This is a genomic window from Sphaerotilus sp. (genome assembly GCF_034519685.1).
Lineage (GTDB): Bacteria > Pseudomonadota > Gammaproteobacteria > Burkholderiales > Burkholderiaceae_C > Sphaerotilus.
The window spans coordinates 2,005,703-2,022,598 of sequence record NZ_JAXHOF010000006.1 but is presented as its reverse complement, the minus strand read 5'-3'; the positions used below and the strand labels follow the sequence as shown (position 1 = coordinate 2,022,598).

Genomic DNA, 16,896 nt, shown 5'->3' with positions numbered 1-16,896 from the left:
ACTACCTTGGCGCTTCATGCCAGCCGGCCGCGGCGGGCGGGCCGTCTGGAGCAGAGCGCTGTCGGGTTTGGGGAGCTTGCCGGACCAGGCAAGGTCGGGACTGGCAGAGGCCGCAGGCAGGAAGCAGGCGCGGGGCGCGTTCCATCCGGATTGGGCGCCATTGTAGCGTGTCGAATGGTCCAGCACGCGCCCGCACGCCAAACCCCACAGCATCACCCCTTCAGGACCTGCTTCCAGGCTGCCGCGAGATCTTCGGGCAAGGCCCGATCGAACGACAAGCGCTCGCCGGTGACCGGATGCGTCAGCCCGAGGTGGGTGGCGTGCAGCGCCTGCCGGGTCACACCCAGCGCCACCTTGCCGCCGTACACGCCGTCTCCCAGCAAGGGGTGTCCGCGCCGGGACAGGTGTACGCGGATCTGGTGCGTACGGCCGGTGTGCAGCCTGCAGCGCACGGCGCTCACGCGCCCGGCCTGGGGCGAGGGGCCAAAATCCCGCACCGCCAGACAACTCACATCGGTACGGGCCGGCTTGCCGCTGGTCACGACGGCCATGCGGATGCGGGAGACTGGGTCGCGTCCGATCGGCGCCTCGATGGTGAACGGCTCCGCATCGACCACGCCGTGCACCAACGCCAGATACTCGCGCTGGACTTCATGCGCCGCGATTGCCCGGGTCAGCGCCGTCTGGGCCAGCTGGGTCTTGGCGACCACCATCAGGCCCGAGGTGTCCTTGTCCAGGCGGTGGACGATGCCCGCCCTGGCCAGAGAGGCCGCGCCCGGATGGTGGGCCAGCAGGCCATTGAGCAAAGTGCCAGACCAGTTTCCTGCGGCCGGATGGACCACCAGACCTGCCGGCTTGTGGACGACGATCAGGGCGGCGTCCTCGAACACGATGTCGATCGGCACCGGCTCAGCGCGGAAGGCGCTGCTCTGCGCCGTCGGCTGCAGGGACACCTCGATGATCTGCCCGGCCCCGACCTTGCGCGAAGCACTGCTCAGCACCTGCCCCGCACTGCGGACATGGCCGGCCTCGATCAGTTGCTGCAGGTGGCTGCGCGAAAACTCGGGCGCCAGGCCGACCAGCCACTTGTCCAGGCGCGTGCCATGCGCAGCCCGGTCGACCTCCGCGCGTCGACATTCGACCTCGGCCGGCGAAGGTGTTCCGCCATCCGGACCGACTCCCCCGATGTCCTCGGCCTCGTCGATGCCATCGATGTCCTCGGCAAGTTCCGAAGCTTCATGCTGGCCCTGAGGCCCGTTCATATAATTCACGCTCTGTATCCAATCTGGCCCGACCTGCGGGTCCGGCCCATGACCACCATGTTCAAGCCCTGCCCGACACCGGCTCTGCGCCTTGCCTCCCTCGTGCTCGGGGTGGCCGTGGCCTGTCAACTGGGCGGCTGCGCGTCGGAGCCCAAGAACGTCGACGACGGCAAGAGCATTGCCAAATTGTACGAAGAGGCCCGCGAAGAGTCGGCCAACGGCGCCAACGACCGTGCCATCAAGCTCTACGAGCGCATCGAAGGCCGGGCCGCAGGCACCCTGCTGTCGCAGCAGGCCCAGCTCGAACAGGCCTATCTGCTCTACAAGCAGCAGGAAAAGGCCCGCGCACTGGCCGTGGTCGAACGCTTCCTGAAGCTGCACCCGACCAGCCCCGCTGGCGACTATGCCTTGTATCTGCAAGGCCTGATCAACTTCAACGACGACCTCGGCCTCTTCGGCAGCCTGGCCAAGCAGGATCTCTCCGAGCGAGACCAGCAGGCCTCGCGCGATGCCTACCAGAGCTTCAAGCAGCTGGTCGACCGCTACCCCGACTCGAAATACGCGCCCGATGCCCGGGTGCGCATGAAGTACATCGTCAATGCACTGGCTTCCTACGAGGTGCATGTGGCGCGCTACTACTACATGCGCGGCGCCTATCTGGCCGCCGCGAACCGCGCCCAGCAGGCCCTGCAGGACTTCCGCGGCGTGCCGGCTGCCGAGGAAGCGCTGTTCCTGATGGCCGCCAGCTACGACAAGCTCGGTCTGGTGCCGCTGCGCGACGATGCGCAGCGCGTGCTGAAGACCAACTATCCGCGCAGCCAGTGGATCGGCCGCGACTACGACGAAAAAGCCCGCTGGTGGCGGCTGTGGTGATCGACGCCCGGCGATTCGGCTGACGAACGGCCTGCCGGAACGCTACACCGGCACCGCCGCACCGCCCCCGGGCACCGGCCCATGGGCCATCGCCAGCTCCCGGAGCCAGTCCATCGCCTGCTGCTCGCTTGCCAGCGGGGTCATGGGAGGCAAGGCAGCCCGCAACCGGCGTCCATAGCCCATCTGCACCAGCCGGCTGTCGCAGACGACCAGCAGACCGCGGTCCGACTCGCTGCGGATCAGCCGGCCGGCGCCCTGCTTCAGCGCAATGGCCGTCTCGGGGATGAAGTAGTCGTTGAAGGCGTTGCCCCCTTCCGCCTCGATCTGCCGGCTGCGGGCCTCTGCCAGCGGATCGTTGGGCGGCGGGAACGGCAGCTTGTCGATCAGCACGCACTGCAGCGCATCCCCCGGCACGTCGATCCCCTCCCAGAAGCTGTGCGAGCCCACTAGCACCCCGCGCGGCGCGGCCAGGAACTGCGCCAGCATGGCCCGCTTCGGCGACTCGCCCTGCACGAAGACGGCGATGCCCTGCGGCGTCAGGCCTTCGCGCAGGGCGGCGCCGACCTGCTGCAGCGCGCGCAAGGTGGTCGTCAGCACGAAGGTGCGCCCGCCCAGCGCCTGCGCACAGCGACTGGCCAGTTCCGCCACGGCGCCAGGATGCGACGGCTCGGCCGGCTTCGGAAAGCGCGTCGGCACATACAGCCGCGCATGCGCCGCATAGTCGAACGGACTGCCGGCCTGCAGCGTGCGCGCCTCCTCCATGCCGACGCTGCGCGTGAACCAGCTCAGTGCCGGGTCATCGCCCAGCGTCGCCGACGTGAAGATCCAGGCACGGCTGCCGCCCTCGACCTGCGCACGCAAGGTGTCGCGGATGTCCAGCGGCGCCTCGGTCAGGCGGGCCTGGTGGGCGCTCAGGTCGATCCAGCGGACATGGTCATGCGCGGGCGCCTGCAGGAAGGCCTCGACGCGGGACACCAGCGCACGCGCCCGGTCTTCCAGCTTGGCCAGATCGGGACCGCCATTGGCCACGGCCGCCAGATGCTCCAGCGCCTCCGCGCCCACGGCCCGCACGCGCTCCAGTGCCTCGGTGAACTCGGGGCGGCCGGCACGCTCTTCCCAGCGCAGCCGCACCGCCCCCCGCAGCGAACCGGCACTCGCCAGCCGCAGCTCGCGCGCGGCCAGTTCGCACCGCGCCGCCAGTTCCGTCCACGGCCCGAAACCCCGCGCCTCGGTCAGCCCGACGGCCAGCAGGTCACGGCTGAAGTCGAGCAGCTGGCTGGTGCCGAGCAGCTTGCCGAGGAACTGCACGCCGGCCTCGTTGAGCTGGTGCGCCTCGTCGAAGACGACGGCGTCCACCGTCGGCAGCAGCTCGGCCATGCCGGTGTCCTTGAGCGCCATGTCGGCGAAGAACAGGTGGTGGTTGACGACGACGATGTCGGCCTGCAGCGCCTGTCGGCGCGCCTGCACGACATGGCATTGCCGGAACTTCGGGCATTCGCTGCCCAGGCAGTTCTCGCGGTTCGACGTGACCAGCGGGATCACGGGCGAGCGCTCGTCGAGGCTGTCGAGTTCGGCCAGGTCGCCGCTGCGCGTGCCCTGCGCCCAGACCTCGATGCGCGCGAGCTGGCGCATGGCATTGCGGTCGGGCCATTCGCTGGTGTGGCGGGCCTGTTCCAGCCGGTGCAGGCACAGGTAGGCACCACGGCCCTTGAGCAGCGCGATCTGCACCGGCAGGCCGAAGGTCCGCATCAGATTGGGCAGATCGCGCAGGAACAGCTGGTCCTGCAGGCTCTTCGTCGCGGTGCTGACCATGGCACGCAGCCCGGACAGCAGCAGCGGGACCAGATAAGCGAACGTCTTGCCGACGCCCGTGCCAGCTTCCGCCACCAGCACGCTGCGGGACTCCAGCGCCTCGGCGACCGCATCGGCCAGCGCCGTCTGGACCTCGCGTGCCTGGAACCGCGGGTCGACCTGCGCCAGCTCGCCATCCGCCGCAAAGGCCTGCGCGACCTCCTGCCGCAACGCAGAACGTGCGCGGATTGCCGGTATTGCTGCTGTCATTTGCACCACGTCCCGGAAAAGGGAGGTGAACCGTTTATAGTTTTCGACATGACACCGGACTCCCCTGGATATCGATTATTGGCGGCCACAGGCATCGACCGCGGTGATCGACTGTATCAACAAGATCAGGTGGAGGTCTTCACGCACCCTCGCGCCGAAGGTTGCCTGCTGGCCGTGCTGGCCGATGGCATGGGCGGCAAGAGCGGAGGCCGCAAGGCCGCCGACCAGGTGCTGCTGATCGCCCGCCAGCTCTTCGAACGCTTCGCGCCCGCCAAGGACTCCGCGTCCGAACTGCTGCGCAAGATCGTGCTCGAATCGCACCTGATGATCAAGCTGACCGCGATCACCTCCGAGCAGGAGCCGCACAGCACGATCGCCGCCTTCCTCGTGCTGCCCAACCGCGAGTGCCACATCATCCACGCAGGCGACTCGCGGGTGTACGTGTTCCGCGGCTCGAACATGCTCACACGGACCTTCGACCACTCGCTCGTGCAGCGCATGGTCGAGGACGGCGAGATCGACGAGGAAGAGGCCAACGACCACCCGCACGCCCACCTGCTGACCGGCTGCCTCGGTGCCGACGAGGATCCGCCGATCACGGTGGCACGCATGGACCACCTGGAGGTCGGCGACTCGCTGCTGGTGTGCAGCGACGGCCTGTGGCACTACTTCACCTCGCGCGAGCTGGGCACCATCGTCAACGCGCTCAAGCCGCGCGACGCCAGCAAGATGCTCATCAGCAAGGCCCGCCAGCGCGCCCGCGGCGGCGGTGACAACCTCTCGCTCGCCCTCGTGCGCCTCGACACGCTGGACTGAAGCGCTCCCCGCCGGGGGCTCAGGTCAGCGACGTGTCCACGTCGCGCCGCTCCAGCGCCAGGAACTCCTCGGACTGCATCTCGGTCAGGCGCGAGACCGTGCGCGGGAACTCGTGCGACATCGGGCCTTCGGTGTAGAGCTGCTCCGGCGGTACCGCCGCCGAGATGATCAGCTTCACGCGCCGGTCGTAGAGCACGTCGATCAGCCAGGTGAAGCGCCGCGCCTCCGACGCCAGCCGCGGCGGCATCATCGGCACGTCCGACAGCAGCAGCGTGTGGAACTGCGTGGCCAGCTCCAGGTAGTCGTTCTGCGAGCGCGGCCCGCCACAGAGCTGCTTGAAATCGAACCAGACCACCCCGCCCGCCTTGCGCCGCGCCTGGATGACGCGGTTCTCGATGCGCAGCTCGGGCGATTCATCCTTCACCTCGGCCAGCTCGTCGAAGGCCTGCGTCATCGCCGCATCGGCCTGGGCGCCCAGCGGCGTGTGGTAGAGCTGGACATGCTGCAGCGTGCGGCGCCGGTAGTCGGTGCCGTTGTCCACATTGATGACTTCGAGCTTGGCCTTGAGCAGCTCGATGGCCGGCAGAATGCGGTCGCGGTGCAGCCCGTTCGGGTACAGCTCGTCCGGGTGGAAGTTGGACGTCGTGATGATCGACACCCGGTTGGCGTACATCGCGTCCAGCAGCCGGTGCAGAATCATCGCGTCGGTCACGTCGGCGACGTGGAACTCGTCGAAGCAGATCAGCCGGAAGCGCCGCCCGATGCGTTTTCCCAACTCATCCAGCGGGTTGGCGATGCCCTTGAGTTCCTGCAGTTCGCGGTGGACTTCGCGCATGAACTCGTGGAAATGCAGCCGCGTCTTGCGCTGCAGCGGCACGGCCTGGAAGAAGCTGTCCATCAGGAAGCTCTTGCCCCGCCCCACCCCGCCGTGCATGTAGACGCCGCGCGGCAGCGGCGGCCGGATCAACGCCTTGGTCAGCACGTTGCTGCGCCGCGACTTGTAGGCGATCCACTCGTCCTGGCAGCGTTGCAGCGCGGCCACGGCGCGCAGCTGGGCCGGGTCGGCCTGGTAGCCGCGCTCGGCGAGGGTCTGGTGGTAGAGCTCGGTGACGGTGGGCATGGTCGGCAAGGCGAGAGGGTGGGACAACGGAAAAAGGGGCGACTCGCGCCGCCCCTGATGGTTGCATGCAGCGGGCAGACCCCGCGCGGGCTCAGAAGTTGAGCGTGCGCTTGTCCACGGCCAGCGCCGCTTCCTTGGTGGCTTCCGACAGCGACGGGTGCGCGTGGCAGATGCGGGCGATGTCTTCGGCCGAGGCCTTGAACTCCATCGCGACCACGGCTTCCGAGATCAGCTCGGAGGCCATCGGGCCGACGATGTGCACGCCCAGGATCTCGTCGGTCGTGGCGTCGGCCAGGAACTTGACGAAGCCGGTGGTGTCGCCCAGCGCGCGGGCGCGGCCATTCGCGAGGAACGGGAACTGGCCAGCCTTGTACGCCACGCCGTCCGCCTTGAGCTGCTGCTCGGTGCGGCCGACCCAGGCGATTTCCGGGCTGGTGTAGATCACCCAGGGGATGGTCGCGAAGTTCACGTGGCCGTGCTGACCGGCGATGCGCTCGGCGACGGCAACGCCCTCTTCCTCGGCCTTGTGCGCCAGCATCGGGCCGCGCACCACGTCACCGACCGCCCACACGCCGGACAGGTTGGTCTTGCAGTCACCGTCCACGACGATCATGCCGCGCTCGTCCAGCGCCAGACCGACCGCTTCCGGGTTCAGGCCGATGGTGTTGGCCACGCGGCCGATCGACACGATCAGCTTGTCCACCGCCAGCGTCTGCTCGGCGCCCTTGGCATCGGCGAAGGACACGACCACGCCGTCACCCGAGGCATCGACCTTGGAGATCTTGACGCCGAACTCGAACTTCAGGCCCTGCTTCTTGAACGCCTTGAGCGCTTCCTTGGCCACGCCTTCGTCGGCCGCGCCCAGGAACCCGGGCATGGCTTCGAGGATGGTGACTTCCGCACCCAGACGGCGCCAGACCGAGCCCATTTCCAGACCGATCACGCCCGAGCCGATCACGCCCAGCTTGGCCGGCACCGCGCCGATGCGCAGCGCGCCGTCGTTCGACAGGATCTTGTCCTCGTCGAACGGGGCACCCGGCAGCGCGCGGGCGTTGGAGCCGGTCGCGACGATGACGTTCTTCGCGGTCAGCACGTCGTTGGCAGCGCCCGCGACGTTGATTTCATAGCCACCTTCGACCGCCTTGGCGAACGAGCCGCGGCCGTGGAAGAAGCTGACCTTGTTCTTCTTCAGCAGGAACAGGATGCCGTCGTTGTTCTGCTTCACGACGGTGTTCTTGCGGCCGACCATCTTGGCCACGTCCATCTTCAGGTTGTCCAGGCTGATGCCGTGGTCGCCGAAGTGGTGGGCTGCGTGTTCGTAGTGCTCGGACGACTGCAGCAGGGCCTTCGACGGGATGCAGCCGACGTTGGTGCAGGTGCCGCCGGGGGCCGGGCCGCCCTTCTCGTTCTTCCATTCGTCGATGCAGGCGACCTGGAAGCCCAGTTGTGCTGCACGGATCGCGGCGATGTAGCCGCCGGGGCCGCCGCCGATGACGACGACATCAAATTGCTTGGACATGTTCAATTCCTGAGGATCTTGGCAAAACGCCCCCGAAGGGGCGCTCGTGACTCACATGGGGTCGATCAGATGTCGAACAGCAGGCGGGCCGGGTCTTCCAGCGCTTCCTTCATGGTCACCAGACCCAGGACGGCTTCGCGGCCGTCGATGATGCGGTGGTCATAGGACATCGCCAGGTAGTTGATCGGGCGCACCACGACCTGACCGTTTTCCACCACGGCACGGTCCTTGGTCGCGTGCACGCCCAGGATGGCCGACTGCGGCGGGTTGATGATCGGGGTCGACAGCATGGAGCCGAAGGTGCCGCCGTTCGAGATCGAGAACGTGCCGCCCGTCAGGTCGTCCATCGAGATCTTGCCTTCCTTGGCCTTCTTGCCAAATTCGGCGATCTTCTTCTCGATGTCGGCAAACGTCATCTGGTCGGCGTTGCGCAGGATCGGCACCACCAGACCACGCGGCGAGCCCACGGCGATGCCGATGTCGAAATAGCCGTGGTAGACGATGTCGTTGCCGTCCACCGAGGCGTTCAGCACCGGGAACTTCTTCAGCGCGGCGACCGCGGCCTTGACGAAGAACGACATGAAGCCGAGCTTGATGCCGTGTTCCTTCTCGAACTTGTCCTGGAAGCGCTTGCGCATGTCCATGACCGGGGCCATGTTCACTTCGTTGAACGTGGTCAGGATGGCGTTCTGCGACTGCGACTGCAGCAGGCGCTCGGCCACGCGGGCACGCAGGCGGCTCATCGGTACGCGCTGCTCCGAACGGTCACCCAGGCTGACCGGGGCGGCAGCGGCCACGGCCGGCAGCGGCTTGGCCGGTGCAGCAGCGGGCGCAGGCGCCGGAGCAGCCTTGGCACCTGCGGCCACGGCGCCAAGCACATCACCCTTGGTGACGCGGCCATCCTTGCCGGAGCCAGCGACGTCGCCGACGCTCAGGCCGTTGTCGGCCAGCAGCTTGGCAGCGGCCGGCATGGCGACATCGGCCTTGCTGACGGCAACCGGTGCAGGCGCAGCGGCCACAACCGCCGTGACTTGGATCGGGCTGATCGCCGTCTGGCCTTCGGTGTCGATTCTGGCGATGACCTGATCGCTGGCAACGGTGTCACCGTCGCCGGCAATGATCTGTGCGAGCACGCCAGCGGCCGGTGCCGGCACTTCGAGCACGACCTTGTCAGTCTCGATCTCGATCAGGATTTCGTCGATGGCGACGGCTTCGCCGGGCTTCTTCTTCCACTGCAGCATCGTCGCTTCGGCAACGGACTCGGACAGCTGGGGGACTTTGACTTCTACGATGGCCATGATGATTCGAATCTTGTGAGGTTAGCGGGAGTACGGCAGGGTCACTTGGTCAGCACGAAGCCCTTGAGCTTGGCGAAGGCCTGGTCGAGCAGCGCCTTCTGCTGCTCCTGGTGCAGGTGGGCGTAGCCGACCGCCGGCGACGCCGATGCCGGACGGCCGGCATAGCCGAGACGCTGCCCGTCCTGCATGTTCTCGTGGATCTGGTGTTGCACGAAGAACCAGGCGCCCTGGTTCTGCGGCTCGTCCTGGCACCAAGCGATGTCCACCAGATTCGGGTACTTCTTCAGCTCGTTGGCAAAGGCCTTGTGCGGGAAGGGATAGAGCTGCTCGACGCGGATGATGGCCACGTCGCCTGACTTCTTCTCCTCGCGCTTCTTGACCAGATCGTAGTAGACCTTGCCCGAACAGGCGATCACGCGCTTGACCTTCTCGGCCACGAGGTCCGCCTTCTGGTCGCTGATGACGGTGCGGAATTCGCCCTTGGTGAACTCGCTCACCGGCGAGGTCGCATCCTTGTTGCGCAGCAGCGACTTCGGCGTGAACAGCACCAGCGGCTTGCGCAGCGAGCGCACCATCTGACGGCGCAGCACATGGAAGATCTGGCTGGCCGTGGTCGGCTGCACGATCTGCATGTTGGTGTCGGCGGCCAGCTGCATGAAGCGCTCCAGGCGGGCCGACGAGTGCTCCGGACCCTGGCCTTCGTAGCCGTGCGGCAGCATCAGCGTCAGGCCGTTGACACGGCCCCACTTCACTTCGCCCGAGGCGATGAACTGGTCGATCACGACCTGCGCGCCGTTGGCAAAGTCGCCGAACTGGGCTTCCCAGATGGTCAGCGTGTTGGGCTCGGCGGCGGCATAGCCGTATTCGAAGCCCAGCACCGCCTCTTCCGACAGGATCGAGTCGATGACGGTGAAGGTGGCCTGGTTGTCGGCGACGTGCTGCGCCGGGATGTAGGTGCCTTCGTCCCACTTCTCGCGCTTCTGGTCATGGATCACGGCATGGCGGTGCGTGAAAGTGCCACGGCCGCAGTCCTCGCCGGACAGGCGCACCGGATAACCGGCCGCCACCAGCGAGGCGAACGCCATGTGCTCGCCCATGCCCCAGTCGACATTGACTTCACCACGGCCCATCGCGGCGCGGTCGTCATAGACCTTCTTGACCAGCGGATGCGGGTTGACGTGGGCCGGGATCGTGGTCAGGCGCGCGGCCAGCCGCTTCCACTCGGTCAGCGGGATGGCGGTATCGGCCGAGTCGGTCCACTTCTTGCCGAGGAAGGGCGACCAGTCGACCGCGTACTTGCTCTTGAAGTTGCTGATGACCGGGTCGATGGTGTGGCGGCCGGCGTCCATCGCAGCGCGGAACGCCTTGACCATCTCGTCGCCCAGCGTCTCGCCCATGCCCTGCGCAGCCAGCTTGTCGGCGTAGAGCTTGCGGGTGCCGGGGTGGGCGCCGATCTTCTTGTACATCAGCGGCTGGGTCAGGCTCGGGGTGTCCTGCTCGTTGTGGCCCAGCTTGCGGAAGCAGATGATGTCCAGCACGACGTCCTTGCGGAACGCCATGCGGTACTCCAGCGCGAGCTGCGCGGCCAGCACGACGGCTTCCGGATCGTCGCCGTTCACGTGCAGCACCGGCGCTTCGATCATCTTGACGATGTCGGTGCAGTACAGCGTCGAGCGCAGGTCGCGCGGGTCCGACGTGGTGAAGCCGATCTGGTTGTTGATGATGATGTGGACCGTGCCGCCGGTGGAATACCCACGGGTGGCCGCCAGCATCAGCGTTTCCTGGTTCACACCCTGGCCGCCGAAGGCCGAGTCACCGTGCACCAGCACCGGCAGCACCTGGGCGCCGAGCTTGTCCTCGCGACGGTCCTGGCGGGCGCGCACCGAACCTTCGACCACCGGGTTGACGATTTCCAGGTGCGACGGGTTGAACGCCAGACTCAGGTGGACCGGACCGCCGGGGGTGGAGATGTCGGAGCTGAAGCCCTGGTGGTACTTCACGTCGCCAGCCGGCAGGTCTTCCGGGGCGGTATGGTCGAACTCGGCGAACAGGTCCTTGGGCATCTTGCCCAGGGTGTTCACCAGCACGTTCAGGCGGCCGCGGTGGGCCATGCCGATGACGATTTCCTGCACACCCTTGTCACCCGCGCGCTGCACGATCTCGTCCATCGCGGCGATGAAGCTCTCGCCGCCTTCGAGTGAGAAGCGCTTCTGGCCGACGTACTTGGTGTGGAGGAAACGCTCCAGGCCTTCGGCTGCGGTCAGGCGGTCGAGGATGGACTTCTTCTTTTCCGGCGAGAACGAGGGCTTGCTGCGGATCGACTCCAGCCGCTCCTGCCACCAGCGCTTCTCGGCCGGCTCGGTGATGTGCATGATCTCGGCACCCAGGGTGCCGCAATACGTCTCACGCAGCGCCTGCACGATCTCGCGCAAGGTCATGCTGTCGGCCTTGGTGAAATACGTGTTCGTGGCCGAGAAGGTGATGTCCATGTCGGACTCGGTCAGGTCGTAGAACGCCGTCTCGAGTTCGGGAATCTTCGGGCGCTCGGTGCGCTTGAGCGGATCAAGGTCAGCCCAGCGCGAGCCCAGCGAGCGGTAGGCGGCGATCAGGGACTGGACATGGACCTGCTTGCGGGCGATGGCAAGATCGGTCTCGCTGGCGCGGTGCGCGAAGGCGTTGGCCTTGGCACGCAGGGCAAAGGACTCGATGACGGGCGCATGGGCCACGTCACGGCTGTCGGAGCCGTTGGTCGCCGGGACATGCTGGAGCGCGTCGAAGTAGTCACGCCAGTTGTCCGGCACGGAGCCCGGGTTATCGAGGTACGCCTCGTACATTTCCTCGACATAAGGGGCGTTGCCACCGAAGAGGTACGAGTTCGTCCTGTATTGCTGCATCATATTTCGCTCACCTTGCGCCCTGGTATCCGGGGCTCCGATGGGTTGGACAACCTTCCGCGACTCGGCTAAACCGATTGGCGGATCGCGACCCGCCTTAGCTGTTGCCAGAGAAGGGGACGGGAAGGACCTATAAAGTCAAGCCAATGACTGTAGCACCTGTGCTTAAGCCAAGGGCGCGGGTTTCAGACGAGCCACAGGCGTGACTGTTGTCAAAATGACGCAAAGCGACGCATGGCGCGTGCTCCAGGGTGCAGCGTCGGCTGCCGGGGTCGTGTGACACGACTGTCTCCTTTTTTATCGATTCACGCTCACTGGCGCGCGAATGGCGCCGCCAGGGGCTCCCCCACGAACACACCCTGCTGCGGCCACGCCACGCTCTTCCAGTAGGCTTCCAGCGCGGTGCTGCCTTGCAGGTAATGGAGCAGCAGAATTTGCGGATGGGGGAACTTCTGCAGATGGTTGCACGGTTCGCTGACAGTTCCATAACTAGCGGTCACGCCAGCATCCAGCCAATCGAGCACCGTGCTTTGTCCGCTGGACCGGTCCAGCTGTCCGCCAAACGAGGTCAGATGGTCCGCCAGCGCTCCCGGCACCCAGTCGATCGTGCCTGCACCCTGGAACTGTGCGACACCGGTCTGCACCAGCACCACCCGCACCGTGTCCTGCGGCAGATCGCCCTGGCCCAGGCGGTTGTCCAGCCCGATGCGCCGCTGCAAGCCGGCGGGGGGAAACAGCGGCGCCCGCACGCTGCGCACCGTGTCCGAGGCCGTCATGAAATGCGCCTGCACCGGCGCTGCGCCCAGCAGCCCCAGCGTGTGGTCGGAGGCCAGGCCACGGTCAATCAGCTTGCGGGCCCGTTCGACATCAGACGACGCCAGCAGCATGGACGGCCGCAATCCGAGATCCTTGAATGGCGACGAGGTGGCGGAATTGAACAGCGGCGACGCTGCACGTCGACCGCAGGGCTGGTTGCAGAGCTGCGGATCAAAACCAAGCGTGACCGCCGAGGTGATCGACTGGCAGTCGACCGCATAGGGCTGCGTCCAGGCCAGCGCCAGGGCCTGGACCCGGCCATCGAACTGCTCGTCAATGCGGCGACGCAAGCGCTCCAGGTCCGCGACCGCCAGCCGCGCCTGCACGGGCAGCTCGACGCGCAGCACGTGTGCCTCGGCGATCCCGCGGACACGCCGGTAATGTTCACCGACCTCGACCGAGTAGGGATCGGCCGTGTTGATCACCAGGCCCAGATCGGCGGCCTGCACCCGGCCGATGACGCGTGGCGCACGCACCAGCGGCTGTACGCGCCTGACAGGCGGCTGGGCGACATCAGAAGCCCCCGGCGCCACGGCCTCGGCCGGCTGGGCCGACACCCCCGCGGCGGCGCTCAGCAACACACTGCCGGCAAGAAACACGAGGCAGTGCAGCATCCAGTGTTTCGCCATGCAAAAATAGACCTTGAATTTCACTCGAGTCACCATGACCAAAAAGGACAGCTCCAGCCAGACACCGGCCATTCAGGTGATGGACCGCATGTTCACGCTGCTGAACGTGCTGGCGACGCACCAGGATCCCGTCTCGCTGAAGCTGATCAGCGAGCAGACTGGCCTGCACCCATCGACAGCGCACCGGATATTGAACGATCTGGCGATCGGTCGCTTCGTGGACCGCCCCGAAGCCGGCAGTTATCGCCTCGGGATGCGACTTCTTGAACTGGGCAATCTGGTCAAGGCCCGGCTCGACGTGCGGGACGCGGCACTCGTGCCGATGCGCGAACTGCACAAGCTCACCCACCAGCCCGTGAACCTGTCCGTGCGACAGGGCGACGAGATCGTCTACATCGAGCGCACCTATTCCGAGCGATCGGGCATGCAGGTGGTGCGGGCGGTCGGTGGTCGGGCTCCGCTGCACCTCACCTCGGTCGGCAAGCTCTTTCTGGCACACGACGATCCACAGCGGGTGCGCAGCTACGCCACACGGACCGGTCTGGCCGGACATACCCGCAACAGCATCACCGATCTGCCCATGCTGGAGCGGGAACTGTCCCGCGTGCGCCAGACCGAGATTGCCCGCGACAACGAAGAGCTGGAACTCGGCGTGCGCTGCATGGCAGCCGGCATCCACGATGACCAGGGCCGCCTCATCGCCGGTCTGTCGATCTCCGCGCCTGCAGACCGCCTGGAAGAAGGCTGGTGCGACAAGCTGCGGGACACGGCCGCCACGATATCTGCCGCACTCGGCCACCACCAGCCCTGACAGTGCAGGCGCCGACGCAGACCGGGCGACTCAGGAAACGGGAGTCGGGCCTGTCGCAGGATGCGCCGGCAAATGCTTGACAGGACGGACTGTGTCCGAGGATTCCAGCCAGCGCCGAATGCGTTCGGCATCGCCCAGACGCGAATGTTTGCCCGCCGAGTCCAGGAAGACCATGATGAGCGAGCGTCCGGACAGCCGTGCTTGCATCACCAGACAACGACCGGCCTCCACGATGTAGCCCGTCTTCTGCAGACCGATTTCCCATGTGGGGTTGCTGACCAGCTTGTTGGTGTTGTGGAACTGCAAGGTGCGCTGGCCGAGCGCCACCTCCAGCTCCGGCGAGGTGGACAGCTGCCGCAGCAATGGATATCCGTAGGCCGCCTTGACCAGCCGAGCCAGATCCGATGCGCTGGACTGGTTGTTGCTCGAAAGACCGGTCGGCTCCACGAAGTGGGTGCCGGTCATGCCAAGGGCATTCGCCTTTCGGTTCATGGCCATCACGAACGCCGGCAGACCACCGGGATGATGGCGTCCCAGTGCATTGGCGGCACGGTTTTCGGATGACATCAGCGCCAGGTGCAGCAGCTCCCCGCGGCTCAGCTCACTGCCAACCACCAGACGCGAGCGGCTGCCTTTCTCGGTGTCGATGTCCTCCTCCGACACCCGCAGCACCTCCTCCATCGGAGCCCGGGACTCCACCACCACCAGCGCCGTCATGAGTTTGGTCAGCGAGGCGATCGGCAGAACAGCCTGGGAGTTCTTGCTGAACAGCACTTCGGAGGTGTCCTGGTCCACCACCAGCGCGACGCTGGACTTCAGGTCGAGCGGATCGTGGACGGCGTGCAGGCCGCCCGCTTCCCCGAAGGAGAGCCGCGGCGGCGCAGCCGGAACGCTCGCCTCGCGCACCGCACGGCGAGAGGCCTTGCGCGCGACCGTTGCCCGAGGCAGCGCCTTGCGCGGAGCCACAGACGCACTGACCGCCTTGCGAGCCTTGCCCGCTTGCGCGTCGTTCTTGGTGCTGCGCGTGGCGGCGTCTGCCGCTGCGCAGGCCATCGCCATCCACATCCCCAGCAGCAAGGGCATCCACTTTGTCGCGAACCTAGACCGACTCAGGCTGTTTTGATTCACAAAATACTTTCAGACACATCATGACAGGGAGCTGAAATCAGTCTAGGTTAAGGAAACGGGGTTCCACAAGGCCCACAAGACCGGATGATTTTCAGTTTTGACCCCCTGTTCATGCGATCCTGGCGTCAACCCTGTGCAGCGACGCGCTCGGCCTTGCTGTGCAGCTTGTTCAATGCCGCCAGATAGGCCTTGGCCGAGGCAACCACGATGTCGGGGTCAGCGCCGACACCATTGACGACGCGGCCGCCATGTTGAAGCCGAACAGTGACCTCGCCCTGGGACTCCGTGCTGCCGGACGTGATGGCATTCACGGAATACAGCAGCAACTCCGCACCGGTGGCCAGCTTCGACTCGATCGCCTTGAGGCTGGCGTCCACCGGGCCGTTGCCATCGGACTCGGCGTGGTACTCGGTCGCCCCTGCCGCGAATGCAACCTTCGCATGCGGACGCTCGCCCATTTCCGACTGCTGGGACAGCGCGAGCAGGCGGTAGTGTTCCACCTCGGCGCTGACGCTCTCGTCGTTGACCAGCGCGAGGATGTCCTCGTCGAAGATCTCGCTCTTGCGGTCGGCCAGATCCTTGAACTTCATGAACGCGGTGTTCACCTCGGCCTCGGAGGCGAGCGAGATGCCCAGATCCTGCAGGCGCTGCTTGAAGGCGTTGCGGCCCGAGAGCTTGCCCAGCACGATCTTGTTGGCGGCCCAGCCCACGTCCTCGGCCCGCATGATCTCGTAGGTGTCACGCGCCTTGAGCACGCCGTCCTGGTGGATGCCGGAGGCGTGCGCGAAGGCGTTGGCGCCGACGACGGCCTTGTTGGGCTGCACGACGAAGCCGGTGGTCTGCGCGACCATGCGCGAGGCCGGCACGATCTGCGTGGCGTCGATGCGCAGGTCCAGGTTGAAGTAGTCACGCCGGGTCTTCACCGCCATGACGATCTCTTCGAGCGAGCAGTTGCCCGCGCGCTCACCCAGCCCGTTGATGGTGCATTCGACCTGGCGCGCACCGCCGATCTTCACGCCCGCCAGCGAGTTGGCCACCGCCATGCCCAGGTCGTTGTGGCAATGCACCGACCAGATCGCCTTGTCCGAGTTCGGCACGCGCTCGCGCAGGGTGCGGATGAAGTTGCCGTACAGCTCCGGGATCGCGTAACCGACGGTGTCCGGGATGTTGAGCGTGGTGGCGCCCTCGTCGATCACGGCCTCCAGCACGCGGCACAGGAAGTCCGGGTCCGAGCGGTAGCCGTCTTCCGGCGAGAACTCGATGTCGGCGCAGAGGTTGCGCGCGAACCGCACCGACAGGCGCGCCTGCTGCAGCACCTCTTCGGGCGTCATGCGCAGCTTCTTCTCCATGTGCAGGGCACTGGTGGCGATGAAGGTGTGGATGCGCGCCGAGTTGGCGCCGCGCAGCGCTTCGGCCGCGCGCGAGATGTCGCGGTCGTTGGCGCGGGCCAGCGAGCACACGGTCGAGTCCTTGATGACATCGGCGATGGCCTTGACTGCCTCGAAGTCGCCGTTGGACGAGGCGGCAAAACCAGCCTCGATCACGTCCACCTTCAGCCGCTCCAGCTGGCGGGCGATGCGCAGCTTCTCGTCGCGTGTCATCGAGGCGCCGGGCGACTGCTCGCCGTCGCGCAAGGTGGTGTCGAAAATGATCAGTTTGTCGGTCATGG

General features: G+C 66.4%; 12 protein-coding genes. 3 read left to right on the top strand and 9 right to left on the bottom strand.

All coding sequences use genetic code 11. The features are described 5' to 3' along the window. Positions 1-212 precede the first annotated feature (212 nt). Positions 213-1,262, bottom strand: a complete 1,050-nt coding sequence (locus tag U5O44_RS20125) for an RluA family pseudouridine synthase (RefSeq protein ID WP_322590168.1) — start codon at positions 1,260-1,262, stop codon at positions 213-215. A 57-nt stretch (positions 1,263-1,319) separates the two neighbouring features. On the opposite strand from U5O44_RS20125, the gene U5O44_RS20120 reads away from it, so the two are divergent. Beyond that, positions 1,320-2,135 carry an outer membrane protein assembly factor BamD gene (locus tag U5O44_RS20120; RefSeq protein ID WP_322590540.1) on the top strand — a complete coding sequence of 272 codons (816 nt, stop codon included), beginning with the start codon at positions 1,320-1,322 and terminating at the stop codon, positions 2,133-2,135. A gap of 42 nt (positions 2,136-2,177) precedes the next feature. On the opposite strand, the gene U5O44_RS20115 is transcribed toward U5O44_RS20120, so the two are convergent. Then, the gene (locus tag U5O44_RS20115; protein WP_322590167.1) at positions 2,178-4,196 is read right to left on the bottom strand and encodes a DNA repair helicase YoaA; all 2,019 of its coding nucleotides are present in this window, start codon (positions 4,194-4,196) and stop codon (positions 2,178-2,180) included. Between the two features lie 48 nt (positions 4,197-4,244). Between U5O44_RS20115 and U5O44_RS20110 the strand changes: the two genes are divergently transcribed. Continuing rightward, on the top strand, positions 4,245-5,012 hold the full coding sequence (locus tag U5O44_RS20110; RefSeq protein ID WP_322590166.1) for a PP2C family protein-serine/threonine phosphatase: 768 nt from the start codon (positions 4,245-4,247) through the stop codon (positions 5,010-5,012). Positions 5,013-5,031: 19 nt separating this feature from the next. Here U5O44_RS20110 and zapE read toward each other — a convergent pair whose 3' ends face one another. From zapE to U5O44_RS20085, 5 genes are all read right to left on the bottom strand, one after another. Then, positions 5,032-6,132: a cell division protein ZapE gene (gene zapE, locus U5O44_RS20105; RefSeq protein WP_322590165.1), complete on the bottom strand. Its 1,101-nt coding sequence runs from the start codon at positions 6,130-6,132 to the stop codon at positions 5,032-5,034. A 91-nt stretch (positions 6,133-6,223) separates the two neighbouring features. Continuing rightward, positions 6,224-7,651 carry a dihydrolipoyl dehydrogenase gene (lpdA, locus tag U5O44_RS20100; RefSeq protein ID WP_322590164.1) on the bottom strand — a complete coding sequence of 476 codons (1,428 nt, stop codon included), beginning with the start codon at positions 7,649-7,651 and terminating at the stop codon, positions 6,224-6,226. Between the two features lie 65 nt (positions 7,652-7,716). Continuing rightward, positions 7,717-8,949: a 2-oxoglutarate dehydrogenase complex dihydrolipoyllysine-residue succinyltransferase gene (gene odhB, locus U5O44_RS20095; RefSeq protein ID WP_322590163.1), complete on the bottom strand. Its 1,233-nt coding sequence runs from the start codon at positions 8,947-8,949 to the stop codon at positions 7,717-7,719. 41 nt (positions 8,950-8,990) lie between these two features. Beyond that, positions 8,991-11,846, bottom strand: coding sequence for a 2-oxoglutarate dehydrogenase E1 component (locus U5O44_RS20090; protein WP_322590162.1), 2,856 nt, complete (start codon positions 11,844-11,846; stop codon positions 8,991-8,993). 308 nt (positions 11,847-12,154) lie between these two features. Further along, entirely contained in the window at positions 12,155-13,288 is a 1,134-nt protein-coding gene (locus tag U5O44_RS20085) for a TIGR03790 family protein (RefSeq protein WP_322590161.1), read from the bottom strand. 34 nt (positions 13,289-13,322) lie between these two features. Here U5O44_RS20085 and U5O44_RS20080 point away from each other — a divergent pair, with 34 nt between their 5' ends. Beyond that, positions 13,323-14,099: an IclR family transcriptional regulator gene (locus tag U5O44_RS20080; RefSeq protein ID WP_322590160.1), complete on the top strand. Its 777-nt coding sequence runs from the start codon at positions 13,323-13,325 to the stop codon at positions 14,097-14,099. Positions 14,100-14,129: 30 nt separating this feature from the next. Here U5O44_RS20080 and pbpG read toward each other — a convergent pair whose 3' ends face one another. Together pbpG and U5O44_RS20070 are read right to left on the bottom strand one after the other, a co-directional pair. After that, positions 14,130-15,182, bottom strand: coding sequence for a D-alanyl-D-alanine endopeptidase (gene pbpG, locus U5O44_RS20075; RefSeq protein WP_322590159.1), 1,053 nt, complete (start codon positions 15,180-15,182; stop codon positions 14,130-14,132). Between the two features lie 170 nt (positions 15,183-15,352). Then, the gene (locus U5O44_RS20070; protein ID WP_322590158.1) at positions 15,353-16,894 is read right to left on the bottom strand and encodes a 2-isopropylmalate synthase; all 1,542 of its coding nucleotides are present in this window, start codon (positions 16,892-16,894) and stop codon (positions 15,353-15,355) included. Positions 16,895-16,896 lie beyond the last annotated feature (2 nt).